General features: G+C 47.2%; 23 protein-coding genes and 1 pseudogene. 2 read left to right on the top strand and 22 right to left on the bottom strand.

Translation table 11 applies throughout. The features are described from left to right. Position 1: 1 nt before the first annotated feature. The 11 genes from MKZ04_RS20750 to MKZ04_RS20700 all read right to left on the bottom strand — a co-directional run bounded on the left by MKZ04_RS20750 (position 2) and on the right by MKZ04_RS20700 (position 12,830). Positions 2-1,303: a YhfT family protein gene (locus tag MKZ04_RS20750; RefSeq protein ID WP_020450458.1), complete on the bottom strand. Its 1,302-nt coding sequence runs from the start codon at positions 1,301-1,303 to the stop codon at positions 2-4. A gap of 145 nt (positions 1,304-1,448) precedes the next feature. Beyond that, positions 1,449-1,808, bottom strand: coding sequence for a DUF2620 domain-containing protein (locus tag MKZ04_RS20745; protein WP_020450457.1), 360 nt, complete (start codon positions 1,806-1,808; stop codon positions 1,449-1,451). Positions 1,809-1,820: 12 nt separating this feature from the next. Further along, on the bottom strand, positions 1,821-2,186 hold the full coding sequence (locus tag MKZ04_RS20740; protein ID WP_020450456.1) for a PRD domain-containing protein: 366 nt from the start codon (positions 2,184-2,186) through the stop codon (positions 1,821-1,823). A 95-nt stretch (positions 2,187-2,281) separates the two neighbouring features. Beyond that, a complete protein-coding gene (gene yhfZ / locus MKZ04_RS20735) occupies positions 2,282-3,208 on the bottom strand; it encodes a GntR family transcriptional regulator YhfZ (protein ID WP_341046934.1) in 927 nt (308 codons plus the stop codon). Positions 3,209-3,401: 193 nt separating this feature from the next. Next, complete coding sequence (locus MKZ04_RS20730; RefSeq protein ID WP_023855598.1) at positions 3,402-4,592, bottom strand: CamS family sex pheromone protein; 1,191 nt, start codon at positions 4,590-4,592, stop codon at positions 3,402-3,404. A 15-nt stretch (positions 4,593-4,607) separates the two neighbouring features. Beyond that, positions 4,608-6,611, bottom strand: a complete 2,004-nt coding sequence (gene ligA / locus MKZ04_RS20725; RefSeq protein WP_075213011.1) for an NAD-dependent DNA ligase LigA — start codon at positions 6,609-6,611, stop codon at positions 4,608-4,610. Between the two features lie 34 nt (positions 6,612-6,645). After that, complete coding sequence (pcrA, locus tag MKZ04_RS20720) at positions 6,646-8,865, bottom strand: DNA helicase PcrA (RefSeq protein ID WP_025810325.1); 2,220 nt, start codon at positions 8,863-8,865, stop codon at positions 6,646-6,648. A gap of 59 nt (positions 8,866-8,924) precedes the next feature. Then, positions 8,925-9,611 (bottom strand): heptaprenylglyceryl phosphate synthase, encoded by a 687-nt coding sequence (locus MKZ04_RS20715; protein WP_020450451.1) that lies wholly within the window; start codon positions 9,609-9,611, stop codon positions 8,925-8,927. Positions 9,612-9,761: 150 nt separating this feature from the next. Continuing rightward, complete coding sequence (locus tag MKZ04_RS20710) at positions 9,762-10,073, bottom strand: YerC/YecD family TrpR-related protein (RefSeq protein WP_003179568.1); 312 nt, start codon at positions 10,071-10,073, stop codon at positions 9,762-9,764. A gap of 2 nt (positions 10,074-10,075) precedes the next feature. Next, the gene (locus MKZ04_RS20705; protein ID WP_025810323.1) at positions 10,076-11,062 is read right to left on the bottom strand and encodes a DUF3048 domain-containing protein; all 987 of its coding nucleotides are present in this window, start codon (positions 11,060-11,062) and stop codon (positions 10,076-10,078) included. 28 nt (positions 11,063-11,090) lie between these two features. After that, positions 11,091-12,830: an adenine deaminase C-terminal domain-containing protein gene (locus MKZ04_RS20700; protein ID WP_095292965.1), complete on the bottom strand. Its 1,740-nt coding sequence runs from the start codon at positions 12,828-12,830 to the stop codon at positions 11,091-11,093. 125 nt (positions 12,831-12,955) lie between these two features. Here MKZ04_RS20700 and MKZ04_RS20695 point away from each other — a divergent pair, with 125 nt between their 5' ends. Beyond that, positions 12,956-13,186, top strand: coding sequence for a YgaP family membrane protein (locus MKZ04_RS20695; protein WP_003179554.1), 231 nt, complete (start codon positions 12,956-12,958; stop codon positions 13,184-13,186). Positions 13,187-13,384: 198 nt separating this feature from the next. Here MKZ04_RS20695 and MKZ04_RS20690 read toward each other — a convergent pair. The 3 genes and pseudogenes from MKZ04_RS20690 to MKZ04_RS20680 all read right to left on the bottom strand — a co-directional run. After that, a pseudogene (locus MKZ04_RS20690) lies at positions 13,385-13,649 on the bottom strand (transposase); the annotation flags it as partial. A gap of 116 nt (positions 13,650-13,765) precedes the next feature. Beyond that, entirely contained in the window at positions 13,766-14,212 is a 447-nt protein-coding gene (locus tag MKZ04_RS20685) for a DUF6376 family protein (RefSeq protein WP_020450446.1), read from the bottom strand. Between the two features lie 785 nt (positions 14,213-14,997). Further along, a complete protein-coding gene (locus MKZ04_RS20680) occupies positions 14,998-16,221 on the bottom strand; it encodes a cytochrome P450 (protein ID WP_268462549.1) in 1,224 nt (407 codons plus the stop codon). A 137-nt stretch (positions 16,222-16,358) separates the two neighbouring features. On the opposite strand from MKZ04_RS20680, the gene MKZ04_RS20675 reads away from it, so the two are divergent. Then, the gene (locus tag MKZ04_RS20675) at positions 16,359-16,937 is read left to right on the top strand and encodes a TetR/AcrR family transcriptional regulator (protein WP_341046928.1); all 579 of its coding nucleotides are present in this window, start codon (positions 16,359-16,361) and stop codon (positions 16,935-16,937) included. A gap of 49 nt (positions 16,938-16,986) precedes the next feature. Here MKZ04_RS20675 and purD read toward each other — a convergent pair whose 3' ends face one another. The 8 genes from purD to purS form a co-directional block, all read right to left on the bottom strand. Further along, positions 16,987-18,255 carry a phosphoribosylamine--glycine ligase gene (purD, locus tag MKZ04_RS20670; protein WP_020450443.1) on the bottom strand — a complete coding sequence of 423 codons (1,269 nt, stop codon included), beginning with the start codon at positions 18,253-18,255 and terminating at the stop codon, positions 16,987-16,989. 13 nt (positions 18,256-18,268) lie between these two features. Further along, positions 18,269-19,807: a bifunctional phosphoribosylaminoimidazolecarboxamide formyltransferase/IMP cyclohydrolase gene (gene purH / locus MKZ04_RS20665; protein ID WP_020450442.1), complete on the bottom strand. Its 1,539-nt coding sequence runs from the start codon at positions 19,805-19,807 to the stop codon at positions 18,269-18,271. Then, the gene (gene purN / locus MKZ04_RS20660) at positions 19,804-20,391 is read right to left on the bottom strand and encodes a phosphoribosylglycinamide formyltransferase (RefSeq protein ID WP_020450441.1); all 588 of its coding nucleotides are present in this window, start codon (positions 20,389-20,391) and stop codon (positions 19,804-19,806) included. The genes purH and purN overlap by 4 nt, the downstream gene beginning before the upstream one ends. Beyond that, positions 20,388-21,428 carry a phosphoribosylformylglycinamidine cyclo-ligase gene (gene purM, locus MKZ04_RS20655; RefSeq protein ID WP_101561728.1) on the bottom strand — a complete coding sequence of 347 codons (1,041 nt, stop codon included), beginning with the start codon at positions 21,426-21,428 and terminating at the stop codon, positions 20,388-20,390. The genes purN and purM overlap by 4 nt, the downstream gene beginning before the upstream one ends. 124 nt (positions 21,429-21,552) lie before the next feature. Further along, positions 21,553-22,983 carry an amidophosphoribosyltransferase gene (purF, locus tag MKZ04_RS20650; protein WP_023855588.1) on the bottom strand — a complete coding sequence of 477 codons (1,431 nt, stop codon included), beginning with the start codon at positions 22,981-22,983 and terminating at the stop codon, positions 21,553-21,555. Continuing rightward, entirely contained in the window at positions 22,959-25,187 is a 2,229-nt protein-coding gene (purL, locus tag MKZ04_RS20645; protein ID WP_023855587.1) for a phosphoribosylformylglycinamidine synthase subunit PurL, read from the bottom strand. The genes purF and purL overlap by 25 nt, the downstream gene beginning before the upstream one ends. Then, on the bottom strand, positions 25,171-25,854 hold the full coding sequence (gene purQ, locus MKZ04_RS20640; RefSeq protein WP_020450437.1) for a phosphoribosylformylglycinamidine synthase subunit PurQ: 684 nt from the start codon (positions 25,852-25,854) through the stop codon (positions 25,171-25,173). The genes purL and purQ overlap by 17 nt, the downstream gene beginning before the upstream one ends. Further along, entirely contained in the window at positions 25,851-26,105 is a 255-nt protein-coding gene (gene purS / locus MKZ04_RS20635) for a phosphoribosylformylglycinamidine synthase subunit PurS (RefSeq protein ID WP_003179532.1), read from the bottom strand. The genes purQ and purS overlap by 4 nt, the downstream gene beginning before the upstream one ends.

Below are 26,105 nucleotides of genomic sequence, written 5' to 3'. Positions count from 1 at the left end.
TTTAGCCAACCTGCCATAAACCGACTGCATAGAGAAGATTGGCAACAATCCCCAACAATATAACTGCAATAGGGCCGACAGCCAATTCAACAAGTGGTTTTGATGCAATTCGGTTTATTAAATAAAATCCAATCACCCAGAAGAAGCCAATACCGGGAGCAATTTTTTCCCCTGCCATCGCACTGCCAATTAATATAGCCATTCCTAGAACATCTGACAGCGAAGTGCGAATATGCTCCCCCATCTCCCTTACACCAGGCAGTTTGTCCATACTTTTTGATACTGCGGATAATGATACGACCTCTAAATACATGACTAAAAAGCCCAACAGAAATGCTAAAATCGGTATATCCCTGAAAATAAGACCGATTGCAAATACCAAAGTGGTACCAGCTAAACCATAAACTCCTGTTACGATCGCAGTTGAAAAAACTAAAGGGATGAAGCCAATTCCACGTGCAAATGTAGCGATTGCCGCCTCTGTGTAAAGCTCTTTATTAATCAATGCTTGAGGCATTGCATCCACTGCTAAAATCAGCATGGATGATGTTAAAGAAACAAGTCCTCCCATAAGAGCTAATAACCAGCGGTTTTTCTTAATTCGATTTACACGCTCATTAAATATATTCACTAAATTTGCATTAGTAGATTCATCACCGCCTCTAATTCTCGCTGCATAATAAATCATCATTAACATTCCTGCTAATAAAGCCATTCCTTCAGGACTGAGCGAAATTTTATATCCTGCAGCTTGAAATGTTCCAAACTTCTCGAATAAGAGAAACGAAGCCAAAGTGACGATTGCAGTGACGGCGGCTTTTTTTAAACCGTGCTGATATCCAACCGCTACAGCTGGAAATACTGTAAATGCAATAATAATAGGCTGACCAATAAGACTTAAAGAATCTATAAAATTCACGGGAAACATGCCAAATAAATCTACTACAAATTGCAGTCCTAAAACGATTCCAATACTATAAACGGCACCAATAACCCCTGCAGTTATCATGCCTATTTTGTTTTCCGGAGTCCAAATGCCAATAATGTCACACGCCAATAAAATGCTGTGTCCAATAATGATTGTTGCTCCTATTGAAAGCGGAATACCAAACCCTATGATTAAGCCAAAACTTAATGCAAAACTTGTTGCAGCAAGCTCCCCTCTTGTCATTCTCCCCTCAAGGTATTCAGGCATAATCGGTCGCAAACCATCATTAAACACTGCTACTCCGCGATTTACTAGTATAGAACCTAATGCACCAACAGCCGCTATGACAAGACATTGAATTAAAGAAAGGTCCATTCATTATTCACCTCTATGATTTTTCTCATCTTCTGTACATCATGTCATCCGTGCTTCTTAAATCATCCAGGAAAGCGCTTTCTTTAACTGAAAAAAATGTATACAGTTGAAGCCGGTGTAACAAAATATAAAGAAAAAAATTCATTTATTTTAATAAATAAGGAATTAAAATGTTTAATATATTTTGTGAAGACGAAGCTGTAAAACCAAAGGCAATTTTGCCGCTTTCTACTTCCTTCTCGATCTCTTCCTTGTTTTTTATGGTACTTGGCGAAGCCAAGGTGACGCATTTATCTTTGCCTAATAATGCAATTGCCATTGCAAGCGCACCACCGGATCCTGTTTCACAGGCGCCAATATAATAATCTACCTTATTGTTTTTCACAGCCATAACAGCGTCCAAATCACCTTTAACCAAAACTTCTACATTGCTTCCCCCAATTTCTTTAACAAGTTTTTCAATCGCTTGTTTTTTCAACTGTCCGCCTATTACGATTCTCACCATAATAAAACCCTCCTATTCATTAGATTCTATGACTTTATGAAGATGAAGATAAAAATAGACACGCTCACCTTCTGGAAGTTCTAAACCTGCCAGTGAATGTATAAAATCTATCACTTCTTCTATAGCATTTTTATATGGTGTTTCGTACACTTCATTGATGATGGCAATTGCAGGACTTTCTTCGCTTTCTCCCCTCTCAATTCTAGTTAAAGCCATCGCCATGTGCGTCCAAAACATTTCAGAGTCTTTGATCACCTCCTTTTTCAGCTTTTTTGATAAGAAAACAAATGTGTTCAAAGTTGTGTTGAAAGCATTTTTTGTAATCACTCGACTCGTTAGTAAAATAGACAACTTTTCTTCCAGCTGTATTTGGTTCACGCCAGTTCCTCCAATATACTGTATTTAGTATTTTAAATTTCAAATGCTGACCCATCGCCTCATGTATTGAATGACAAGTCGGATGGGCCGGCATTTTAGTAGCGCGGTATTTTCTCTCCTTTTTCTACACTTTTTTGAGTGTCTAATATTTGTTTCTCATTAACCAAATGCCACTTTTCTGCTATTTCTTTTTCTCTGTCTCCTTCAATAACAATAACGGCTTCAGTTGTATCCTTGGAAATTTTCTTGGCTTTCGGTGAAAAAAAATCGATTGCTTTAAACGTTTGAATCATTCTTTTGTCATCGGCATTCCAAACTGCTGCATCAATTTGTTTTGAAAGAAGCATATCGAAAAGCTGCATATAATTCATATTGACAAACTCAGCATTTTTATTTTCAAATTCAGCCAATGTTAATTGTTTCTGATCCAGGGACTCCAAATCAACACCTACTCTTACAACATCCTTACCTATTTCCTCATTTGGATGAGCTAAGAAGATTTTATGGGAAGATACATAACTGCTTTCCCCGAATTTCTTAAAAATTTTCAAATTTGGATATTCTGCTATGATATGATCTGCCGTCATCTTAGAAACAATTGCAAAATCACTTCTTTTTGTTCGGACTGCTTCGATTCGATTCACTCCGCCACGCATATAGATCAAGTTAACTGTTTTTCCGGTTGATTCAAACCCTTCCACAATCCCTGTTGCCAGCCCTTCATATTTCCTTGAATACGGAAGTGGCATTGAGCCGATTAATGGTGCAATACCTGCAATCTCAAGTAATAAATTGTTATCCTTACTTACCAAAAACGTTCCTAAATGGCCTCTAGCCTCCAAATGAATCGCTTTCATATCAACCAATAAATTCAGCGCACTTTGGACAGTCCCCCTGCCGATGGATAACTTATGACAGTAGTCTGAGATGCGGGGAATTTTTTCACCTGCTTTGATATTCATCAATTCTTTAGCAATATTTTTAGCAGCCAAACCATTTTTAGAGTAAAATTTTTCCCACATAATTCATCTTCCTCAAAACAATATACTATATTCTGTATAATCAATTATAAGAGTTGTATCCTAATTTTGCAATAGTATTTTATTCAGAACACTATAAAAAAATATCTTGTTGGCGCACCGTGAATGAATGATAGGTCTCCTTATTCCTTTTTCCGCGTGACAAAAAGAAGCAGCCGAGAAGGCTGCTTCTTTTTTATGAATCATAAATATGAACAGTCGGTTCCTTGTCTCCCGGCTTTTTCAGGATAACGGCTTCCTGCCCGGCTGACGAATTAATGTTGATCTCAACGTTCAGTCCGCTTTTGCCGTAGTAATCCATTACTTCACCGGTCAAGAACTGGGTAAAGGCGATGACTTCGCTTTTGCCGTAAAACTGCATCGGGATGTTGATTTTCATGTCCTGCATTTGGTCGTCTTTATAGAGAGCCGTGCCGACAACCCCTGTGTAGTTTGGAAAATACGTATCGACTTTGTTTTTAAAGCGTTTGAAAAGCTCCGCGTCATCCGGATGTTTCTCTGAACCTTCTGTTGAAGGGAAGAACGTGTACTCTTCATTGATTTTATCCCAGCCGCCGAGCTCGCTTGTCCCTGATTTCACATCGGTTTTGGCGATAAAGTTTCCAGGGACGATCGATGACTTAGGCGCCTGCTTGTAGAGCATGATGGTCAGCGGAATGTTTTTCAAATCATCCATGTTTCTGATCCGTTTCGCCACTTCCTCGGCGATTTTTTCGCCTTCCTGCCTCAGCTTTTTGTCGCTGATGGTCACTTCTTTTTGCGGGTCGCCGACATTTTCGCGGTAGTAGTAGACAGAGTTCAGCGCAAGGCCGATCACGACGCCGCCGAGCTCAATCGTATCCTTGTCTTTGCGGACGAGGTAGTCATGCTCAAGCATATGGGCGAGGTATACCGGGCTTTCTTCGTTTTGCTTCTCTGTTGACCCGCTCCCGGAAAGGGCGGGGTTCAGTCCGAGGTTTTTGAAGTTTTTATCGTCTTTCTCCGCTTTTTTCAGGTCGTCTCCCGTTTTTTTGCGGGCGAGCCAGCTCGTAACTGTATCCTCATCCAGATATTGTCCTTCTTGAAAAAGGTAATCGTCAGTAGAAAATGAATCTTGCGCAAGGCGCATCATGCCTGTCTCAAATTCATCGATATCCAGCCGCGTATTCAGGCGTTCGGTCGTCAAGCCGCGGGCTTTCCCCGCCTTGAAAGGAAGAACCATTTTATAATAAGAATCGGAGATGTTGTATTTCGGAATGATGGCTTTTTCTTTCGACTTATCCGTTTTCTGCACCATCTCCTGCTCTTCTTCTCCCCCAAAATTCGGCGCACAGGCCGAGAGCATGAGCATACCCGCAGCAGCCGCCAAACATAATATCTTTTTCAATAGAAAACACTCCTCTTATTTCTTTAGCTCACTGATCAGTCTTGCTTCATCCCATACTTCGATGTTCAGCTCTTCAGCTTTCGCCAGTTTGCTGCCTGCCGCTTCGCCGGCAATGACGAGATCGGTTTTTTTGCTTACACTGCCTGTGATTTTTCCGCCGAGCGCTTCGATTTCCGCTTTCGCGTCGTTCCGCGACATTTCGTTGAGCTTCCCGGTCAGGACGATCGTTTTCCCCGCAAAATACGAATCGCTCGCTTCAGCGGCCGCTTTTTTCGGGCCCTTATACTCGGTGTTCACCCCGAGTTCTTCAAGCTCGTCCAACAGCTTTAAAATCTCTTCTTTTTCAAAATAAGTGACGAGGGCGTCCGCCATCTTCTCGCCGATTTCATCGACTTCGACCAATTCTTCTTTTGTCGCTTTTTTGAGCCTGTCAAGCGTTTCAAAATGCATCGCCAGTGTCTTGGCCGCTTTGGCGCCGATGAAGCGGATGCCGAGTCCGAAGAGAAGCCGTTCCAATGAATTCTCCTTCGATTTTTCAATCGACTTCAATAAGTTGTCGGTCGATTTTTCCCCCATCCGCTCGAGATTGATCAGCTGCTCGCGCGTCAGCTTATACAGATCGGCGACATTGTGGACGAGGTCTTCGCGGAACAGCTGGGTGATGACGCGCTCGCCAAGACCGTCTATATTCATCGCGTTCCGGGAAACGAAATGGATCAGGCCTTCCCTGATCTGAGCCGGGCACTCCGGATTGATGCAGCGAAGCGCGACTTCTCCTTCAATTCTGACAAGCTCGCTTCCGCATTCCGGGCATTCCTTCGGCATGTTGAATTCTTTCTCTTCTCCCGTCCTCTGTTCGACGAGCACGTTGACAACCTCGGGAATGATGTCTCCTGCTTTTTTAATGACGACTTTGTCCAGCAGTCTGATATCCTTCTCTTTAATCAAATCTTCGTTGTGGAGAGAAGCTCTTTGGACGGTCGTTCCCGCCACTTTTACAGGTTCGAGAATCGCAGTCGGGGTTACTGCACCCGTCCGGCCGACGCTTAATTCAATGTCCAAAAGCGTTGTGACAACCTCTTCGGCAGGAAACTTGTAGGCGATTGCCCAGCGCGGGCTTTTTGCCGTAAAGCCGAGTTCTTCCTGCTGATCAAGGGAGTTGACTTTAATGACGATCCCGTCGATTTCATACGGGAGGTCGGCGCGTTTTGTCTTGAGCTCTTCGACGATCTCAATGACTTCTTCGATCGTGCTGCATTTTTTTCTTTCATGATTGGTTTTAAAGCCGAGTTCGTCGAGGAAATCGAGTCCCTGACTTTGCGTTTCAACGCCCATTTCGTCAAGCTCCGCTATACTGTAGACGAAGATATCGAGATTTCGTTTCGCGGCGATTTTCGGATCGAGCTGCCTTAATGAGCCGGCAGCGGCGTTCCGCGGGTTGGCGAACGGCTCTTCATCCCGTTCGAGCCGCGCTTTGTTCAGCAATTCAAAGGAGCGCTTCGGCATAAAAGCCTCGCCGCGCACTTCAATTGAAAGAGCGCGCTTCATTCGGAGGGGAATGTTTCTGATGGTCTTCAAATTTTCCGTAATATCCTCGCCCGTTGTTCCGTCGCCTCTTGTCGCACCTCTGACAAATACGCCGTTTTCATAGCGCAGTGAAACAGCAAGACCGTCTATTTTAAATTCGACGTTGTACTCAACATCTCCGACCGCCTGGCGGACGCGGCGGTCAAAGTCGCGCAGATCTTCTTCATTAAACGCGTTGCCGAGGCTCAGCATCGGCGTTTTATGCTGCACTTTTTGAAAGGCGTCCAAAACGGCTCCGCCGACACGCTGAGAAGGAGAGTCCGGCGTTTTCAGGTCGGGGTGCTCTTCTTCAAGAGCAATAAGTTCCTTCATCAGCTTGTCATATTCGGAATCAGGCACGCTTGGGTCGTCAAGGGTGTGATATTCGTAGTTGTATTTGTTAATCAATGCATGCAGTTGTTCCACACGGCGTTTAGCTGCTTCTTTTTCCATTGGTTTCGTCCTTTCATTTCAGGTCTTTTGCCATTTATTGCTTTTCAATAGGCGCAAAGGCCGCGAGAAGACGCTTCACTCCGGTCGGGCTCGGGAAGGCGATGTCAAGCTCAGTCGATTCGCCGGATCCTTTGACGCTGACAACGGTTCCGACGCCCCACTTTTTATGGGAGGCTTTGTCGCCGACTGCCCAATTGACACCGTCGCCGCCGGTTTTGCTGTACGATGCAGCCGGCCGGGTAACCGGGCCTCTCCGCTCCGGCTTTCTTCCAAACGGCGTTTTCAGATCTTTTTTCTTCTCGTTTAGATTGTCCAATAATTCTTCCGGTATTTCCGCAATGAACCTTGATTCCGGGTTCATATTCGTTCTCCCGAACAATGTCCGCATCCGCGCGTTAGTTAAATAAAGCTCTTCCTCAGCCCTCGTGATGCCGACGTATGCGAGTCTCCGTTCTTCTTCCATCTCCGCTTCCTCCATCAGGGAGCGGCTGTGCGGGAATACCCCTTCTTCAAGCCCCATCAGGAACACGACCGGGAATTCGAGTCCTTTCGCGGCATGAAGCGTCATCAAGATGACCGCGTCTTGATTTCCGGTCTCTTCTTCCTTTTGATCAAGCTGATCGATATCGGCGATAAGGGCCAAATCCGTCAAAAAGGCGACGAGCGATTTATCTTCGCTTTGCTGTTCAAAGTTTTTCGTTACGGAGAGAAACTCGTCGATATTTTCAAGACGGCTCTGCGCTTCCAAGGATTTTTCCGCTTTTAGCATTTCGCGGTATTCGGTTTTTTCAAGGATTTCTTCCGTAAGCTCTGTGACAGATAAGTATTCCTGCATGTTCGTCAGGTTTTCGATCGTCTGTCTGAACTCGTCAAGCGCGTTCGCCGCTCTTGCGCTGAGGCCGATAAAGTCAACCTGTCCGAGCGCTTCAAATAAAGACATTCCGTTCATATCGGCATAAGCCGCAATTTTATCGACTGAAGTCGCACCGACGCCGCGCTTCGGCACGTTTACGATCCGCGCAAAGCTGATATCATCGTCAGGATTTGCGACGAGGCGCAAATACGCAAGGATGTCTTTGATCTCTTTCCTGTCATAGAACTTCGTGCCGCCGACAATGTTGTAGTTGATGTTCGCTTTCATCAGCGTTTCCTCGATGACACGCGATTGAGCGTTCGTCCGGTACAAAATCGCGATATCAGAGAAAGATCGTTTTCCCGAGCCGACGAGCTCCCTGATTTTGCCCGCGACAAATTGGCCTTCGCCAAATTCGTTGTCGCCTCTGAAGTAGGAGATTTTCGCTCCTTCGTCATTTTCGGTCCAGAGGTTTTTCGGCTTTCTGTTGGAGTTGTTCTGAATCACTTCATTGGCCGCGTTCAATATCCGCTTTGTCGACCTGTAGTTTTGTTCGAGTAGAATGACGCTTGCATTCGGATAGTCTTTTTCAAACGACAGAATGTTGGCAATGTCCGCGCCGCGCCATCTGTAGATCGACTGGTCGGAGTCCCCGACGACGCAGATGTTTTCGAAGCGCTGCGCCATTTTTTTGACGAGCAAATACTGCGCCCTGTTCGTATCCTGATACTCATCGACATGAATGTATTGGAATTTCCGCTGGTAGTATTCGAGCACTTCCGGCACCCGGTCAAACAGGATGATCGTCGTCATGATCAGATCGTCAAAATCGAGCGACTGGTTTTTCCGCAGTTTTTTCTGATAATCTTTGTAGACATCGCTGACGACTTGTTCAAAAAAACCGCCGGCTGTTTTCTCGTACTCTTCCGGGTCGATCAATTCGTTTTTCGCACTGCTGATCGATCCGAGTATGCTTCTGGGATCGAATTTTTTCGGATCGATGTTTCTTTCCTTTAAGATTCCTTTAATGACGGAAAGCTGATCTGACGTATCAAGAATCGAGAAATTCCGGTTGATGCCGATTCTGTCGATGTCTCTCCGTAAAATTCTCACACACATGCTGTGGAACGTCGAAATCCAGATGTCGTCCGCTCCCGGTCCGAGAATGCGTTCCACACGTTCTTTCATTTCTCTGGCCGCTTTGTTCGTAAATGTAATCGCCAAAATGTTCCACGGGGCAACGCGCTTCTCCGCCATTAAATACGCAATGCGGTGCGTCAATACCCGCGTCTTTCCGCTTCCTGCTCCGGCCATGATCAAAAGCGGACCGTCCGTCGTTTTGACCGCTTCCTGCTGCATCTTGTTTAATCCGCTTAATAATTGGTCGCTAATGTAATTCAATTCCGTTCACCGCCTATTCAAACATATGTTCTATTATAAACCAATCCGGTTCGTTGTGCTCATCCTTTTACGGCCTTTACCGTTTGCAGCGCATCTTCGAAATTCTCATAAATCGCGTTTCCGACGACGATCACATCGGCGTGCTCAGCCATTTTTACCGCCGTCTCCGCATCTTTGATGCCGCCGCCGTAAAACAGCGTCGTTTCCTGAAGCACCGCTTTTGTTTCCTTAACGGTCTCCGAATCCCCCAGCATGCCGCTGTATTCAAGATAAAAGACCGGGAGGCGGAAAAGATGTTCTGCCACGCGGGCGTATGCTTTAATATCCTCAATGTCAAGCTCGGTATCTGCGTTTGTCAAAGCGGCAGCCTTGCAGTCCTGATTCAAAATACAGTACCCTTCAACAACAATCTCATCAGGTGACATCAGCTCGCCGTATTCTTTCATCGCCTTCTTATGTAAGCCGGCAATCCAGTCGGTATCTCTGCTGTTGAGCACAGTCGGAATAAAATAGAGATCAAATCCCGGGACGATCGCGTCAATCGTCGACACTTCCAGGACGCACGGCACTAAAAAGCGGCGCACTTTTGACATCAGCCGAAGGACATCATCTTCTGTGACATGATCGCTTCCGCCGATCAAAACCGCGTCTGTTCCAGATTCGCACAGCTGTTCAAGCTGATCATCCGTAATATCTTTATTCGGATCGAGTTTAAAGACATGCTTCCACTCGGTAATATCGTACATGAAAAAAGCTCCTCCATTCGTTCTTACCATTTAAATATTATAACAAATTCAGCCCCTTTCGAAAAACGGATAACGAATAAACGATAAACGTGCAGAAAGCACAAAAAAACCGCCGGTGCTCAGGGCCCTGAGCCAGGCGGTTTCATGACATCATGAAGATGATTCAGATTGATTTGCTTTGACGCGGTCCAGCGCCATGATATAAGCGTCATTTCCGTAGTTCAGGCAGCGTTTCACCCTGGAAATGGTCGCGGTGCTCGCTCCGGTTTCCGTCTCAATTTTGTGATACGTGTTACCGTCGCGCAGCATTCTGGCTACTTCGAGCCGCTGAGCCAATGACTGAATTTCATTTATTGTGCATAAATCATCGAAAAAACGATAGCATTCTTCGAGATCTTTTAGTGATAGTATGGATTGAAAAAGCTGGTCCAGCTCTCTCCCGCGCAATTTATCGATCTGCATCTTTACACACCTTCTCCTTTGCTAATAGAAACCTTGCTGAGATCGGGAACGACATTGATCCACGTTTTTCCCGGCACAAACGGAACGGTCTTGCCGTCCGTCTTCGGTATGATCCGGCCGTTTTCGTTCTTCCAGCTGATCCGATGGACTTCCCCGTTTTGCAAAAGGAGTCCTTTTCCGCCTGAACGAAGGTCAATATCCCTTCTCCCGTACGCATCTTTCATATGATGTTCGGCTTCCGCTATTAGAATGTTTTGAAGAACAACCGGTTCTTCTGTTTCAAGGTCTGTTGTCAAAATACCGTCTGACTTTCTCACATAGCCTTCAACCTTTTTATCATAACCATATTCGACACGGTTTGTAACGGATTTTGTTCCGTAATCTAACCGTATAGAATAAAGCGCATCCGAAGGTTTGTCAGGGCTTGCTTTAAAAGTGAGCGGTTCTGTGCGGGTTTCGATGGCATATCCTTTGTCATCTGCTGCTTGCTTTACATTTTTATATGACGTGTACGAATTATGCGGCGCTTCCCGAAAATCGGCCCTCCAAAACAGGCTGCCGTCGTAATCCATCCCATTGATATGATCGGCGTCGCCGTTCAACAGGCGGCTTTTTGCACCCGGACTCCAGCCGTGATGCACCAAGAGGCTGTCAAAACCGAGAGCCAAATCAATGAAATACTCCCGGGCGCTGCGGACTGGGCCAACCGCTTCAGGCATGTCGCTTTGATAGATCGCCAACAATCGTGTGATCGGTCCTTCACTGAGAGCTTCAATGACAATGTCAGCCTTGCTTAATCCCGACTGCGGCCGTGCTTTTGAATGATTGTTCACCACAACGGCAATGGGCCGCTGCCGAATATCTCCGTCCGCCTTCAATCCTGTCAGCGGATGAATGTTCTTTTCCTTTTCCTGCTGTTCCTGCGACTGGCACGATGCAAGCAGTAAAAGAGAAGCAAAACAAAGCAGTACTCTTACATATCGATTCACCATAGATTAGCTCCCGCTCTTTTATATTTTAACGCATTATCGATGGAAAGAGTACAGTTTTTTTCATCACATCAAAGATCCCTTTCGGCGTCACCCTGATATAAGGCAGATGAGTGCTTTGCAAAAAGAGCAGGGTGTAGATCGGGTCGTCAAACGTATAGCCTCTTTCAAACAAAAGCTCTTTTAACGTCTTTTCCCTTTCAAGCACCTTTTCATACATCTCATTTGATGCGCCGCCGCTTAAATGAAGAGGAATTTCGTGCAGGATTTTTCCGTTTTCCGCTAATACGATACCTCCCCCGATTTCTTTCATCCGCTTGAAGGCCAAAAGCATGTCTTCCTTGTTTTTGCCGACCGCGATAATATCTCCCGTTGTCGAATAGGAGCTGACGAACCCTTGGACGCGGGTTGCAAAGCCTTTCAGCATCGTATTGACACGCCATTTTCCATATTTGTCGAACAGCGAGAGATAGCTTTCATCATGGTCAAAAGAAAGCTGGTTGACAGAGTTGTCAATCTCAATCGTATAAGGCTCCATAATCACGGAATTCCTCATTTTTAAGCCGAGCGGCATGGAAAACTGCAAGTCATCCATCGTTAGATCATATGAAAGGTTCAGAGGGACAAGACCCCCTTTTTGCCAATCCGGAACTGTAAACGCATTCATATTTACGCCGCCTGATTTGATCAGCCGCCCTTTTGCCAAAACTGTCTCCGGATTCGGTTCATCAGGGCTATTCAAAATGTTGAGCGTTGCGTATCTGCCCGGTGCCACCACACCGAGGATATCCTCCATATGATAATACTTAGCAATATTAAACGAAGCCATATTATAGGCATCGATTAGCGGCACACCCTCTTCGATGGCAATTTCAATCAGCTTGTTTGTCATGCCTTCTTTATAAAAGTTCGGCGTTGCACCGTCCGTTGTATAAAACATATGGTCATAATGGTGAAAGCCGTCTTCGTGCAGCTCGCGCAAAATCTTTCGCAAATCAGGACGGATGGAAGACTGCCTCAAGCCGACGTGGTATCCAAGTTCAAGCCGCTTCAGCACTTCCTTTCCAGTCATGGCTTCATGATCTGCATCAGCGCCGAAAAGCTTCATCTTCGTGAGCGTTTTTTCCGATGCCCCCGGAAAATGACCCTCGATCCGCTTTCTCCTTCTTTTCGTGCACTGCATGCAATGAAGGAGCAGATCATCGCCGTCCAAGAGGCGCGGCCAGCCTGTCATTTCTCCTCCCTGGATGACGTCCGGGTGTTCTCCCCAACGTTTTCGGTAATCGATCGATAAAATTTGATCTTCATTCAACACTTCAGTCTGCAAGTCATACCTTGACCACCAATAGTAGTGGACAGGCTGTTTTTTCAGTTCTTCCAATATAGAAAACGCTTTCTTTTTTCCGCAATGCAAAAGCAGAAACAAGTTGTCATTTACGAATGTCGTCGTTCCAAACTGTGACACATATTCAGCCAAAGTTTGGGGATTATAAATTTGAAAAGGATGGACATGCGGCTCAATATACCCGGGTACAATGTATTTTCCTTCACAATCTATTGTAGTTTTAACAGCCGTCTTCGGCAAGTCACGGCCGACGTAAACGATTCTGTCATGATGAATCCATACGTTTGCCAGAATCCATTGCTTTACATACGGGTTCAGTACAGAGGCATTTCGTAAAAGGAGCGTTGGCTGCAGCCTTGAACTTACAACATCAACTTGCGATCTGATGTGTTTGTTTTTCCAAATTAAGGTGCGTTCGGACATTCACATACTCTCCTTTACATGTAATGATCCTATGTTAACACATTTACTATCGTCACGCATTACCAATCCGTTACAATTTTTCGAAAAAACACTTTATTTAATTATTTAAATAGGAGGAATGAAGCATGAAGCAAAACATCGGACTGTTTGACGCCGTTTTTCGCATTGCCTGCGGACTGACGATCCTGTCGGCGGCAGCGGCAAAGTTTACGAGAAAACCGTGGTGCAGAATGACGCTTTTCTGCATGTTTATGGGGGCGATGAAGGCCGCTTCCGGCATCTTGCGATTTTGTCCCATGACATATGTTTGCCAAACTTATATGAAGCAGCAGGGAGAGACTGGCGAACAATCGTAAAAAGCACCTTTTATAGGTGATTTCAGACCGTTGACAAAATTCGGATTTCTAAGGTCCTGCCTATTTTTTGTCAAGTTTATTTTGTTTTTTCGATGAAAAGGACGGCGGTTAGGGCCTTTCCATGTCCATTCATGTCAGCGAAAACAAGCATCGCCTGCATGGACAATTTTTTCTTTCCCCACAGGGTTGTCCAGCGCAGGCCATGCCGCAAAAAACCCGTTCGATGGTTTCGCGCATGGAGCGATGCCCAAGCACGTATTGAATCAGAACCATTTTGATCAATACAACAGGATCAATGCTTGGACGTGCTTTTGAAGAATAAAGAGGGGCAACTTTTTCATAAATAAATGAAAAATCCATGAACTTCTTCCATCTTCCTGACCAGATCATCTTCAAGGACAAGTTCACTTAAGGCAACGACTTCAAGCTGTTCACGCTGATCTTTTGAGTGCTTGGACAACATAGTAAAACCTCCAAAACTAGATTCCACTCACATTTTTTTAAAAAAAGCTTGTCGATGAAGCCACTTTTTATGCTTTGTCGACAAGCTGAAAGCATCCCAAACCGGGATGCTTTTTTCTATTCGGTCAATTTTTCAATCTGGCCCATCACATCGCTGATCTGCTGAGCGCTTTGCACCAATTCTGACTGCTCCAGCTTCTCGACTGTTAATTTTCCTTCCTCAACACTTTTCAAAACATCCTCAGCGCTTTTTTGCAGTGTTTCATTATGCTTCTCGATGGTGTTATGAATCTCGGCTGCGGCATCGGGAGGGGTTAATTCATTAAAATCGGCTGCAGCCTGCTGGATAGACTCAAGCTGAGTTTCCAGCTTTTCTTTTGCACCCGTGTCGTTTACAGCCTGTTCAGCCAAGGAAGGCGCCTCCTCCGCAAATGTCTTCACTTCTTGGATATAGCCGGCCGCTTCATTTGTATAGTTCAATCCGTCATTCACCTGATCAAGCATTCCGCATCCGCCTGCACCTAAAAGGCCCATTCCGGCAAGAACTATAAGAATTCTTTTCATTGTTTGCCTCCTTATCGTTTCTTTTTCATTTTTTCTTTCAAAATCGGAATTAATTTTTCTTTCGCCAAAGGCAGACCTTTCTTCACCAATTCACGCTTCAGCCATTTCCCGAGCTTAGACACGGTCAGTCTCCTTTCCCTTTTGATAAAAATGAAAAAACTCCACCGATTTGGTGAAGTGGATAAACAAAAAGACCTTCACCAAATCAGATTTGGCAAAGGTCTCGCTAACAATTAGATTGCCAGCAAAGCCGAGGATCTAGGACATCCCGTAATGACGACTTTACTGTGACAGCTACTCCCCTTTGGAGTATTCATTTTTATTACTTTCATTTTAAGGCACAAGGCTTATCCAGTCAAATTCCTGCTGGCCGGCTTATGAAAGAAATGCCCTGTCCGTAAAAAAACACCTTCTTGGGAATGAAAGTGGCAGATTGTTGACGAAATCCTAAAACGGTTTAAAGTTTTAGGATTTCGTCATCTTTTATAGGGGCTTTTTTGATATTGAATGAGGTCATTTTTGCAAATGCTCTCTTATACAATCTTCACATAAAATCAAGCCGTTGCTCTCCAGAAACCTTTTGACATGGGTGATTCCTGATAATCCGACGGGCTTGTCTATGTAATAAAATGTCTCGTCTTTTGATATTTGTTTTTTACACCTTTTGCAGGTTACATGACTCATATGCTTTCTCCTTCCCTATCACTGTCTTAATAAAATGGTACTAAAGGTTAGGCGATTTTTCCACCAACAACAAAAAAGCACCACTTCAGGCGCTTTTAAAATTAGTATGGCGCCGTTTTCCCCGCTGACTTCACCCGCAGACGGAATTGTTTCAAGCCGTACATGCTGCTGTCCGCCATCGGCGCGATCGCAAGCTTTTCCATCGAAGAATACTGCTTGAGGAGCGCCTCAAGAGCGATCGCCGCTTCCAGCCTCGCGAGCGGAGCGCCTAAGCAGAAATGGATGCCGTGGCCAAATCCGATATGCGGGTTCGGATGACGGTGAATATCAAATTCGTGCGCCCTCTCAAATTTCGCTTCATCACGGTTGGCAGAAGCAAGAAAAGCGACGACGCCTTCTCCTTTTTTCAAACTTACTCCTCTGATCTCGGTATCCTGTTTAACGAAGCGCACGATCATCGGCGCGGGCGCCCGGAAACGGACGGCTTCCTCGACGGCCTGCGGAATCAGTTCAGGATGCCTTGCGAGCTCGTCATACGCACCCGGTGTTTCGAGAATGCTGTAGACCGCATTTGAAATCAAATTGGTCGTGGTTTCATTCCCCGCCATCAAGAGCAGGTTGCAAAACGGAACCAATTCATCAGGGGAAAGCTTGTCCCCTTCTTGTTCGGCTTTGATCAAGAGCGAAATCAAGTCATTGCCGAGGTTTTGTCTTTTCTCTTCGATCATCTTTTCAAAAAACGCGGTCAGCTCTTCTTCCCCTTGATCCCTGATGTTTTTCCACTCGTTCACATCTTCTTGCCGATCGCTCTTCGGCAGGCTGACCAACACGTCGGACCATTCTTTGAAATGGTGCTTATATACTGAAGGAACGCCGAGCAATTCCGAAATGACGATGACGGGCAACGGATATGAAAAATCCTGTACAAGGTCGATCTCTTCCCTGCCGCGGATTTGAGCGAGCAGTTCATTCGTCAGTTCGCGAATGCGCGGCTCCCACTCTTTCATGACACGCGGAGTAAAAGCCTTGTTGACGATCGATCTGATTCTCGTGTGTTTCGGCGGATCCATGCTAATCAACGTTTTCGCAAACGTATTGCCGGTTCCAAGCTGATGGAACTGATTTGAAAAAAAGTCTTTGTCGCTGATCACTCTTTTGACATCGTCATAACGGAACACACTCCATACCTTGCTGTCTTCATCATAGTGAATCGGTGATTCGGTGCGCATTTTTTCATACCATGGAAACGGATCATACGGGTCTTGTCTGTTCTTTCCGTTAAGCAGCGCTTTCTGAATAGGGTTCTGCTGTTTTGTTTGACTCATTCGTTTTCACTCCTTCGGTTCTTGTCAGCTGATTCATGAAGTTCAATATGTTAGTTTAAAATTAAAAGAACCCACCGGATCATTCAACCAACAAGTGGAAAAGAAGTGTCGAAAAAGTGTTTGAGGAGGCGGCTGAAGTGGCTGACAGCTATCGCGGGGACAAGCGGATTACAAAATCGAAAACAAATTTAAAAAAAGCCTTGTTTGAACTGCTTGCTAAAAAAGAATGGGGAAAAATCTCTGTACAGGATATTACGCAACGGGCAAACTTGAATCGAACGACATTTTATCAGCATTATCAAGATAAATACGATTTGCTTCATCAAAATATGAGAGACATGTTTGAAGCGATGAAAGAGGATATTTTTTCGCCGCTTGATATAGATTGCAGCGGGGAAAAGCCTGAAGCGTACTGGTATGTGCTGCGCTTTTATCAGCATTTACAACAGAACTGCGATGATTTTGCGATTATCATCAACAGAAGATATGAGCTGAACATTAAGGAGCTGCTCAATGACTTTTGGAATGACAGCTTTTTGACGGGAATCAAAAAAACAGCAGCTGCCGATACTAACCGCTCAGTGCCTCTTGATATCCAGCGGCGATTTGTGATTTCCGCCTTTGCGGGCACAGCCGCATGGTGGCTTGAAAACGACATGCCTTATCCGCCCGAATTGATGGCTGAATCGTTGATTAAAATGATCCAAAAAAATTGACGGCAAAAAAAGAGACAAAACGGGTGCTCCCGCTCTGTCTCTTCACCGGTTATTTCTGCGCTGCCTTGAGCGCACGCGCGCCGATATCCGTCCGGTAAAACAGCCCCGGTTTTCTTACTCGTTCCACCGCTTGATAGGCTGCTTCCCTGGCCGCTTCAAACGTCTCGGCAAACGCCGTGACATTGGCGACGCGGCCGCCGTTTGTCACAAACTGACCGCCGCTTTTTTTCGTGCCTGCGTGAAAGACGACGGTCTGTTCCATATCAGGCTCAAGCATGCCGATCGGCGTGCCTTTTTCATAGCTTTCCGGATAGCCGTCAGATGCAAGAACAACGGTGACTGCCGCCGTATCCTTCCACTTCAGCTCCACTTCTTTGTCCGCGAGGAGGTCAAGCAAGACTTGTACAAGGTCTGATTCAAGACGCGGCAGTACGACCTGGGTTTCCGGATCTCCGAATCTCGCGTTGAATTCGATCACTTTTGTTCCTTTTTCGGTCAGCATTAAGCCAGCATACAAGACTCCCGTAAACGAACGGCCTTCTTTAACCATCGCTTCGGCCGCCGGCTCCAAAATCGTTTTAACGGCGTCTTCAACGACCGCATCCGAAATCTGCGGCACCGGGGAATATGCGCCCATTCCCCCTGTATTCGGGCCTTTGTCTCCGTCAAATGCCCGCTTGTGATCTTGCGCGATCACCATCGGATACACTTTTTCACCTTTGACAAAAGCCATCAGCGAAAATTCTTCACCGCTCAAAAATTCCTCGATAACGACAGAGGCGCTTGCATCGCCGAACTTTTCATCTTCTAAAAAGTCATGCAGACACTGAACCGCATCTTCGGCTGTCATCGCGACTGTGACGCCTTTTCCAGCGGCAAGCCCGTCAGCTTTGATGACGATCGGCGCACCTTTTTCCTCAACATACGCCTTTGCTTTTTCAAAAGATGTAAACGTTTCGTATTCTGCTGTCGGTATTTGATATTTTTTCATCAGATCTTTGGCAAACTGCTTGCTTCCTTCAATCACCGCTGCTTTTTTCGACGGACCGAACACCGGAAGGCCCGCTTCTTCAAATGCATCAACAAGCCCTTCGATTAAAGGGACCTCAGGACCGACAATCGTCAGTCCGATATTGTTTTCCTTTGCGAAAGCGAGAAGCCCTTCGTGATTGCCTTCGTCAAGATCAACGAGTACGGCGGTCCCGGCCATTCCGTCATTGCCGGGCGCCGCATATACAGTGCCGACAAGAGGGCTTTGCGCCGCTTTCCAGGCGAGCGTGTGCTCCCTGCCGCCTCTGCCGATAATCAATACGTTCACGCTGGTCACTCCCTTAATGTTTGAAATGGCGGATTCCGGTGAACACCATCGCGATCCCGTATTCATCCGCTTTTTGAATCGAATCTTCATCACGAACCGATCCGCCCGGCTGAATGATCGCCGTCACACCGGCTTTAGCCGCTTCTTCGACCGTATCAGGCATCGGGAAGAACGCATCTGATCCGAGCGCGCTTCCTTTCGCTTTCCCGCCGGCTTGCTCAATTGCGATTTTCGCGGAGCCGACTCGGTTCATTTGTCCAGCGCCGACGCCGATCGTCATATCGTCTTTTGCCAGGACAATCGCATTCGATTTGACATGCTTCACAACTTTCCAAGCGAGCTTCAAGTCAGCCCATTCCTGTTCGGTCGGCTCTCTTTTCGTCGGAATTGTGATGTCGGCGTCGTCAAAACCGTGCATATCCAGATCCTGAATCAAAAGCCCGCCTTGAACAGATGTCAGCTGCTTTTCGTTTTTCACAGGCTGATTGACATCAAGGGTCAAGAGGCGAAGGTTTTTCTTGGATGTTAAAATATCAAGCGCTTCTTGGCTGAATGCTGGCGCGATGATGATTTCCAAAAAGATTTTGTGAAGCGTTTCAGCCGTCGCTTTATCCACTTCCCGGTTCAAAGCGATGATGCCGCCGAAAATTGACGTTTCGTCAGCGGCGTATGCTTTGTTAAACGCCTCTTCGATCGTGTTGCCCGTCCCGACGCCGCAAGGGTTCATATGCTTGACGGCAACCGCAGCCGGCTCCGTGAACTCGCGGACGATTTGAAGTGCTGCATCCGCGTCTTTGATATTGTTGTAAGAGAGCTCTTTTCCGTGCAGCTGTTCAGCTGAAGCGATTGACCCTTTGACAGGGAGCGCACTTTGATAAAAGACTGCTTCCTGATGCGGATTTTCGCCGTAGCGGAGCGATTGCTTTTTCTCAAAAGTGACGGTGAACTGTTCAGGCTCTTTTTCGCCGGTTACCTTTGTTAAATAGTCAGCGATCAACGCGTCATACGCTGCCGTGTGGCGGAACACCTTCGCTGCCAACTCGCGTTTTTTCTCAAGAGAGACGCTGCCGTTTTCTTTCAAGTCGTTCAGTACAGGGCTGTAGTCGCGGGGATCGACGATGACCGCCACGTCCTGGTGGTTTTTCGCTGCTGCGCGAAGCATGCCTGGACCGCCGATGTCGATATTCTCAATCGCTTCTTCGAATGTGACGTCTTCTTTAGAAACCGTTTCTTTAAACGGATATAAATTAACAACGACAAGGTCGATCGGCTGAATTCCCTGTTCATTGAGCTGCGCCATGTGTTTTTCGTTGCCGCGGACGGCAAGAAGCCCGCCGTGAATATTCGGATGAAGGGTTTTCAGACGGCCGTCCATGATTTCGGGAAAGCCCGTCACTTCAGAAATGCCGATGACGTCAACGCCGTTTTCCTGAAGAAGTTTGCTTGTGCCGCCTGTTGAAATCACTTCTACGCCAAGCTCTGTCAATTCTTTTACAAAAGGGACAATGTTCGTTTTATCTGATACGCTGATTAATGCGCGTTTGATCGTCATTCCTTTTCACCTCTGCCATTTAGTTCAAGAAGCTCTTTGATTACTTCGGGATAAAGCTCATGCTCCAATTTGTGTATCTTTTCTTCAAGAGACGCGAGTGTTTCGCTTTTTTCAAGCTCAACGGCGCGCTGGGCGATAATCGGACCGGTGTCCATGCCTTCGTCAACATAGTGAACAGTGATGCCCGCCACTTTCACACCCGCTCTGTACGCCTGTCCGATCGCGTCGATGCCGGGAAACGCCGGCAGGAGCGACGGATGGATGTTGATGATTTTATTCCGGTAAGCCGACAGAAGCGTATCGCCGATCAGTCTCATGTACCCCGCCAGGACAATCCATTCTGCTCCGTGGAGGCGGAGCTGTTCAACGATCACTTGTTCAAAAGCCGCTTTATTTTCGAACGATTTCGGCTGGAATGCGAACGATGGAATTCCGGCTTTTTCAGCTCTTTCAAGCACTTTCGCATCGGGCTTGTCACAGACGACAAGAACGATTTCGGCATCCCAGTTCTCTTCTCTCATTCTTCTTGCGATCGCTTCAAAGTTCGTTCCGCTTCCTGATGCAAATACCGCGAATTTTCTCATGAAAGACCGGCACCGCCAAACTCAACGCCGCTTCCGGCTTTCACTCTGCCGATGAGATAGGCTTTTTCACCGTTGTTTTCGAGCGTTTGAATCACGTCTGTCATATCCTCTTCTTTCACCGCAAGGACAAACCCGATTCCCATATTGAAAACATTGAACATTTCCTCGGACTTCAGGCCGCCTTTCTCCTGAATGAACGGAAAGACAGGAGGGACGGGCCAGGAGCCGATGTCGATTTCAACACCGAGACCATCAGGCATCATGCGCGGCAGGTTTTCAATAAAACCGCCGCCGGTCACGTGCGCCATGCCTGCGATTTTACCTGATTTCACCGCTTCAAGGACAGGCTTGACATAAATTTTCGTCGGCTCTAAAAGCTCTTCGCCAAGAGGCCGTTCAAAAGGTGTATACGTCTCATCAAGGTTCAGACCGGCATCTTCAAGAAGAACTTTACGAACGAGAGAGAAGCCGTTGCTGTGAAGTCCGCTTGAAGAAAGTCCGATTAAAAGGTGCCCTTCGCTGATGTTTTCGCCCGTGACGATGCCATCTTTTTCAGCGGCTCCGACCGAGAACCCGGCAATATCGTATTCATCCTCTGTATAAAGACCCGGCATTTCCGCCGTTTCTCCGCCGACTAGCGCTGATCCTGACTGTACACAGCCTTCTGCGACACCTTTTACAATTTCTTCAATTTTGACGGGGTCGGCTTTTCCGACCGCAAGGTAATCGAGGAAGAACAGCGGCTCCGCTCCTTGAGCGAGCACATCGTTGACACACATAGCGACGGCATCGATGCCAATCGTGTCATGCTTGTCCATCGCAAAAGCGAGCTTCAGCTTTGTGCCGACACCGTCCGTTCCCGAAATCAGAACCGGCTTTTTGTACGGCAGTTCTGACAGGTCAAACATGCCGCCAAATCCGCCAAGACCGCCCATTGCGCCGATTCGCTTCGTTCTTTCCACATGTTTTTTCATTCGTTTTACGGCTTCATATCCGGCTTCAATATCAACCCCGGCGTTTTTATAGCTTTCAGACAACACAATCCACTCCTTATTCCGCGCTTGTCCATTCGTAATATTCAAAATCAAAAGAGCAGCCGCATCGCTTCTGCTGCCCTTTATTCATTTCAGGAGGCGCGGCGCTTCAAGAGCGCCGGCCGGTTTATTTTGTCAAAACGGCTTCTTTCACGTGAGGAAGAACCGTATCCTGATAAATCTCGGTCGGGTATTTTCCTGTAAAGCAGGCCATGCACTGCCCGCAGTTTTCGTCTTCATACTGTCTTCCGATCCCGGAAAGGAGTCCTTCAATGCTCAAGAATGACAATGTATCGGCGCCGATTTCCTGACGGATTTCTTCCACTGAATGGGAGGACGCGATCAGTTCTTCATGCGTTGATGTGTCAATTCCGTAAAAGCACGGATGAGCAATAGGCGGGGAACTGATTCTGACGTGCACTTCCGTCGCTCCGGCTTCGCGCAGCATCGTCACAATCCTGCGGCTTGTCGTGCCTCTCACGATGGAATCGTCCACCATGACGACGCGCTTGCCTTCAACGACCCCGCGGACGGCTGACAGCTTCATTCTCACGCCCTGCTCCCTGAGCGACTGTGACGGCTGAATGAACGTTCTGCCGACATAGCGGTTTTTAATCAGTCCGAGTTCGTAAGGAATTCCCGTCGCTTCGGCATAGCCGATGGCCGCTGAAATGCTTGAATCCGGAACCCCTGTCACCACATCTGCTTCAATGCCTGATTCTTCAGCAAGCTTTTTACCGAGATTTTTTCTCGCGCTGTGGACATTAATGCCGTTAATATTACTGTCAGGCCTTGAGAAATAAATGTACTCCATGCTGCAGATCGAACGGTTGATGTTGATGGAGAACCGCTCAGACTTCATGCCTTCATCATTGATGATCAGCATCTCGCCCGGTTCTACATCTCGCAAATATGTCGCGCCGACCACATCAAACGCGCACGTTTCAGAAGCGACGACGTACGCGTCGCCGAGCATTGCGACAGATAACGGTCTGAGTCCGTTCGGATCAAGCGCCACGATCATTTCCTTTTCCGTCATGATCAGGAAAGCATAAGCGCCTTTCAGCATGGAAAGAGCGTTTTTGATCTGATCTTTCAGCTCGAAGTGGCCGCTTCTTTTAATTAAATGGGCGAGCACTTCCGTATCAGAAGACGTTTGAAAAATGCTGCCCTGGTTTTCAAGCTGCTGTTTCAGCTGAGTGGCATTCACTAAGTTTCCATTGTGCGCAAGCGCAAGGCTGCCGTTGTTTTGCGAATGGAAAAGGAACGGCTGGACGTTTTCGAAGCCGCCGCCGCCCGCCGTTGCATAGCGGACATGGCCGATCGCTCCTTTTCCTGTCACCTTTTTGAGCTCGCCGTTTTGAAAAACTTCAGTAATCAGCCCCTGGCCTTTGTGGGCGGACATTTTTTCGCCGTCTGTTGCCACGATGCCGGCGCCCTCCTGGCCTCTGTGCTGAAGGCTGTGAAGGCCGTAGTACGTAATTTGCGGTGCTTCTTCATGCCCCCAAATCCCAAATACGCCGCATTCTTCATTTAAGCCTTTGATTTCAGCAAGCATGGGATAGCTCCTTTCCATGCGCTTTCGAGCTCTTCTGTCTGCGCATGAATCCATTGTTGTCCTTCCTGGCTTTGAACAGACAGCGCGCTGTCTGACGTTACTTCGCCGATGAGCTCGGCGTCTTTGACAAGCTTTTCGAACGCTTCTTGATGCTCTTTTTTCACAGAGACGATAAACCGTGATTGTGTTTCGCTGAATAACAATGCAGATTCGCCTGCAAGCGTTACATTGGCGCCGAGTCCTTGAGAAGATATGACGCTTTCCGCCAGCGCCACGCCAATGCCGCCTTCTGAGACGTCATGCGCGGACTGCACGAGCCCTGTGCGGATCGCTTTCAGAAGCGCTTTTTGACGCGCTTGTTCGACTTCCAAGTCGATGGCAGGCGCTTTGCCGTAAATCTTTCCTTCGGACAGTTTTTGCAGCTCGCTTCCGGCGAACTCAGGGAATGTTTCGCCGATGACATAAATCAAATCGCCCGCTGCTTTAAAGTGCTGGGTCGTAATATGGTCTGTATCTTCGATCAGTCCGACCATTCCGATGACAGGCGTCGGGTAGATCGCGCTTCCGTTTGATTCGTTGTAAAGAGAGACGTTTCCACCGATGACCGGTGTGCTGAGCACGTTGCACGCCTCGCTGATCCCGTCTGCCGCTTTTTCGATCTGCCAGAAAATCTCCGGCTTTTCCGGATTCCCAAAGTTGAGGTTATCCGTAACGGCAAGCGGTTCTGCTCCGGAGCAGACGATATTGCGGGCCGCTTCCGCGACAGCGATTTTCCCGCCTTTTTCCGGATCGAGGTACAAGTAGCGGGCATTGCAGTCCGTTGTCATGGCAAGCGCCTTTTTCGTGCCGCGAATCCGCAGGACGGCTGCATCAGAGCCCGGTGCGACAACCGTGTTCGTCCTGACCATGTAGTCATATTGGTCATAAACCCATTCTTTGCTCGCAATAGTCGGCTGCTTTAACAGCTCGAGAAGCGTTTCTTTCGCATCTTCGACTTTTGGTGCAGGGACGTCTGTTTCAAGGAATTCTTTATAATAAGCCGGAACTTTTGACGGCTTATGGTAAACCGGCGCTTCCTCTGCAAGCGCATCAACCGGAAGATCGGCAACCATTTCCCCGTTGTGGAAAAGGCGCAGCATCTTGTCGTCTGTCACGTGACCGACAGCCACAGCTTCAAGATCATACTTGTCAAAAATATCGATGATCTCTTGTTCGCGGCCGCGTTCGATGACTAAAAGCATGCGCTCCTGAGATTCGGAAAGCATCATTTCGTATGGCGTCATCCCTGTTTCGCGCTGCGGGATCAAGTCAAGGTTCATCTCGATGCCCGATCCGGCTTTGGATGCCATTTCCGCGCTTGAACTTGTCAGTCCTGCCGCACCCATGTCCTGAATACCGACCAAGGCGTCTGATTTGATGACTTCCAGACACGCTTCAAGAAGCAGCTTTTCCATGAATGGATCGCCGACTTGCACAGCCGAGCGTTTTTCTTCTGATTGGTCAGACATTTCCTCTGAGGCGAACGTGGCGCCGTGGATGCCGTCGCGCCCCGTTTTCGCACCGACGTACATGACCGTATTGCCGACGCCTTTCGCCTGCCCTTTTTTAATATCTTCATGGTTGATCAAACCGACACACATCGCGTTGACAAGCGGATTGCCTTCATAGCAGCTGTCAAACTGAACTTCACCGCCTACGGTCGGAATGCCGATGCAGTTTCCGTATCCGGCAATGCCCGCGACTACTTCTTCAAACAAGTACTTCACACGCGGTGAAGTGAGTTCACCAAACCGGAGAGAGTTCAAAACAGCGATCGGACGCGCGCCCATTGAAAAGACGTCGCGGATGATGCCGCCCACACCTGTTGCAGCTCCCTGATAAGGCTCAATCGCTGACGGATGGTTATGCGATTCGATTTTGAAGACAACCGCCTGATTGTCGCCGATATCGACGATTCCTGCGCCTTCCCCCGGCCCTTGCAGGACGCGTTCGCCTTTTGTCGGGAACTTTTTCAGGATCGGCTTGGAATTTTTGTAGCTGCAGTGCTCTGACCACATGACCGAAAAAATCCCGATTTCCGTATAGTTTGGAAGCCTTCCGAGAATCGATTCAATCATGGCAAACTCGTCATCGCTGACACCCATTTGCTGATAGAGCTTCTCTTCCTTAATTTGTTCTTGACTTGGTTCAAGCAGTAGCGACATGAGTTTCCCTCCAATTTTTCACGATAGATTGAAACAGTTTAAGACCGTCGGCGCTTCCGAGCAGAGAATCGACTGCGCGTTCAGGGTGAGGCATCATGCCTAATACATTGCCTTTTTCATTGACGACGCCTGCAATGCCGGCGACGCTTCCGTTGATATCCGTTCCGTATGTGAAAGCGATTTGGTTGTTTTCTTGTAATCCGGCAAGCGTTTCTTCATCACAGTAGAAGTTTCCTTCGCCGTGCGCGACCGGAATCGTGATGGATTCGCCTTTGCCGTAGGAAGATGTAAAAAGCGTTTCATTGTTTTGGACAACCAGTTCAACCGGACGGCAAATAAATTTCAAATCTTTGTTGCGTCTCATCGCGCCCGGCAAAAGACCGAGCTCCTGCAAAATTTGAAAGCCGTTGCAGACGCCGAGCACCGGCTTCCCTTCTTCAGCCGCTTTTTTGACGGCCGGCATAATGTTTGCGAAGCGGGCGATCGCGCCGCATCTTAAATAATCCCCGTATGAGAATCCCCCCGGAATGAGGACACCGTCATATTCATCAAGACTTGTTTCTGTATGCCAGACGTATTCAGCTTCTTCGCCAAGCTCATCCTTGATCGCGTGGAACATATCGATATCGCAGTTTGAGCCCGGCAGCACAATCACCGCAAATTTCACTGTGCGACAACCTCCTCGACTTCGTATCTGTAATCTTCAATCACCGTGTTGGCCAAAAGTTTTTCGCACATTTCTTTGACGAGAACGTCAAGGTCGCGGTCCGATTTTTCAATTGTGAGCTCCATGTATTTGCCGATGCGGACGTCCTGAACTTCTTTGTAGGACATGCTGTGCAAAGCATGCTGAACGGCGCTCCCCTGAGGATCTAAAACACTCTCTTTTAAGCTGACATACACTTTCACTTTGTACAT

Origin of the sequence: Bacillus sp. FSL W7-1354 (genome assembly GCF_038002405.1) — a bacterium.
GTDB classification, from domain to species: Bacteria; Bacillota; Bacilli; order Bacillales; family Bacillaceae; genus Bacillus; species Bacillus paralicheniformis.
The sequence above is the reverse complement of the archived record's forward strand: the minus strand, read 5'-3'. Positions and strand labels throughout refer to the sequence as shown.

What these genes read in the sequence shown, in the direction of transcription:
- MKZ04_RS20750 (WP_020450458.1), bottom strand. Translation starts at nt 1,303, where the DNA reads ATGGACCTTTCTTTAATTCAATGTCTTGTCATAGCGGCTGTTGGTGCA.
- MKZ04_RS20745 (WP_020450457.1), bottom strand. Translation starts at nt 1,808, where the DNA reads ATGGTGAGAATCGTAATAGGCGGACAGTTGAAAAAACAAGCGATTGAA.
- yhfZ (WP_341046934.1), bottom strand. Translation starts at nt 3,208, where the DNA reads ATGTGGGAAAAATTTTACTCTAAAAATGGTTTGGCTGCTAAAAATATT.
- ligA (WP_075213011.1), bottom strand. Translation starts at nt 6,611, where the DNA reads ATGGAAAAAGAAGCAGCTAAACGCCGTGTGGAACAACTGCATGCATTG.
- MKZ04_RS20715 (WP_020450451.1), bottom strand. Translation starts at nt 9,611, where the DNA reads ATGTACGATATTACCGAGTGGAAGCATGTCTTTAAACTCGATCCGAAT.
- MKZ04_RS20710 (WP_003179568.1), bottom strand. Translation starts at nt 10,073, where the DNA reads ATGCAGATCGATAAATTGCGCGGGAGAGAGCTGGACCAGCTTTTTCAA.
- MKZ04_RS20700 (WP_095292965.1), bottom strand. Translation starts at nt 12,830, where the DNA reads ATGTCCGAACGCACCTTAATTTGGAAAAACAAACACATCAGATCGCAA.
- MKZ04_RS20695 (WP_003179554.1), top strand. Translation starts at nt 12,956, where the DNA reads ATGAAGCAAAACATCGGACTGTTTGACGCCGTTTTTCGCATTGCCTGC.
- MKZ04_RS20685 (WP_020450446.1), bottom strand. Translation starts at nt 14,212, where the DNA reads ATGAAAAGAATTCTTATAGTTCTTGCCGGAATGGGCCTTTTAGGTGCA.
- MKZ04_RS20680 (WP_268462549.1), bottom strand. Translation starts at nt 16,221, where the DNA reads ATGAGTCAAACAAAACAGCAGAACCCTATTCAGAAAGCGCTGCTTAAC.
- purH (WP_020450442.1), bottom strand. Translation starts at nt 19,807, where the DNA reads ATGACGATCAAACGCGCATTAATCAGCGTATCAGATAAAACGAACATT.
- purN (WP_020450441.1), bottom strand. Translation starts at nt 20,391, where the DNA reads ATGAGAAAATTCGCGGTATTTGCATCAGGAAGCGGAACGAACTTTGAA.
- purF (WP_023855588.1), bottom strand. Translation starts at nt 22,983, where the DNA reads ATGCTTGCTGAAATCAAAGGCTTAAATGAAGAATGCGGCGTATTTGGG.
- purL (WP_023855587.1), bottom strand. Translation starts at nt 25,187, where the DNA reads ATGTCGCTACTGCTTGAACCAAGTCAAGAACAAATTAAGGAAGAGAAG.
- purS (WP_003179532.1), bottom strand. Translation starts at nt 26,105, where the DNA reads ATGTACAAAGTGAAAGTGTATGTCAGCTTAAAAGAGAGTGTTTTAGAT.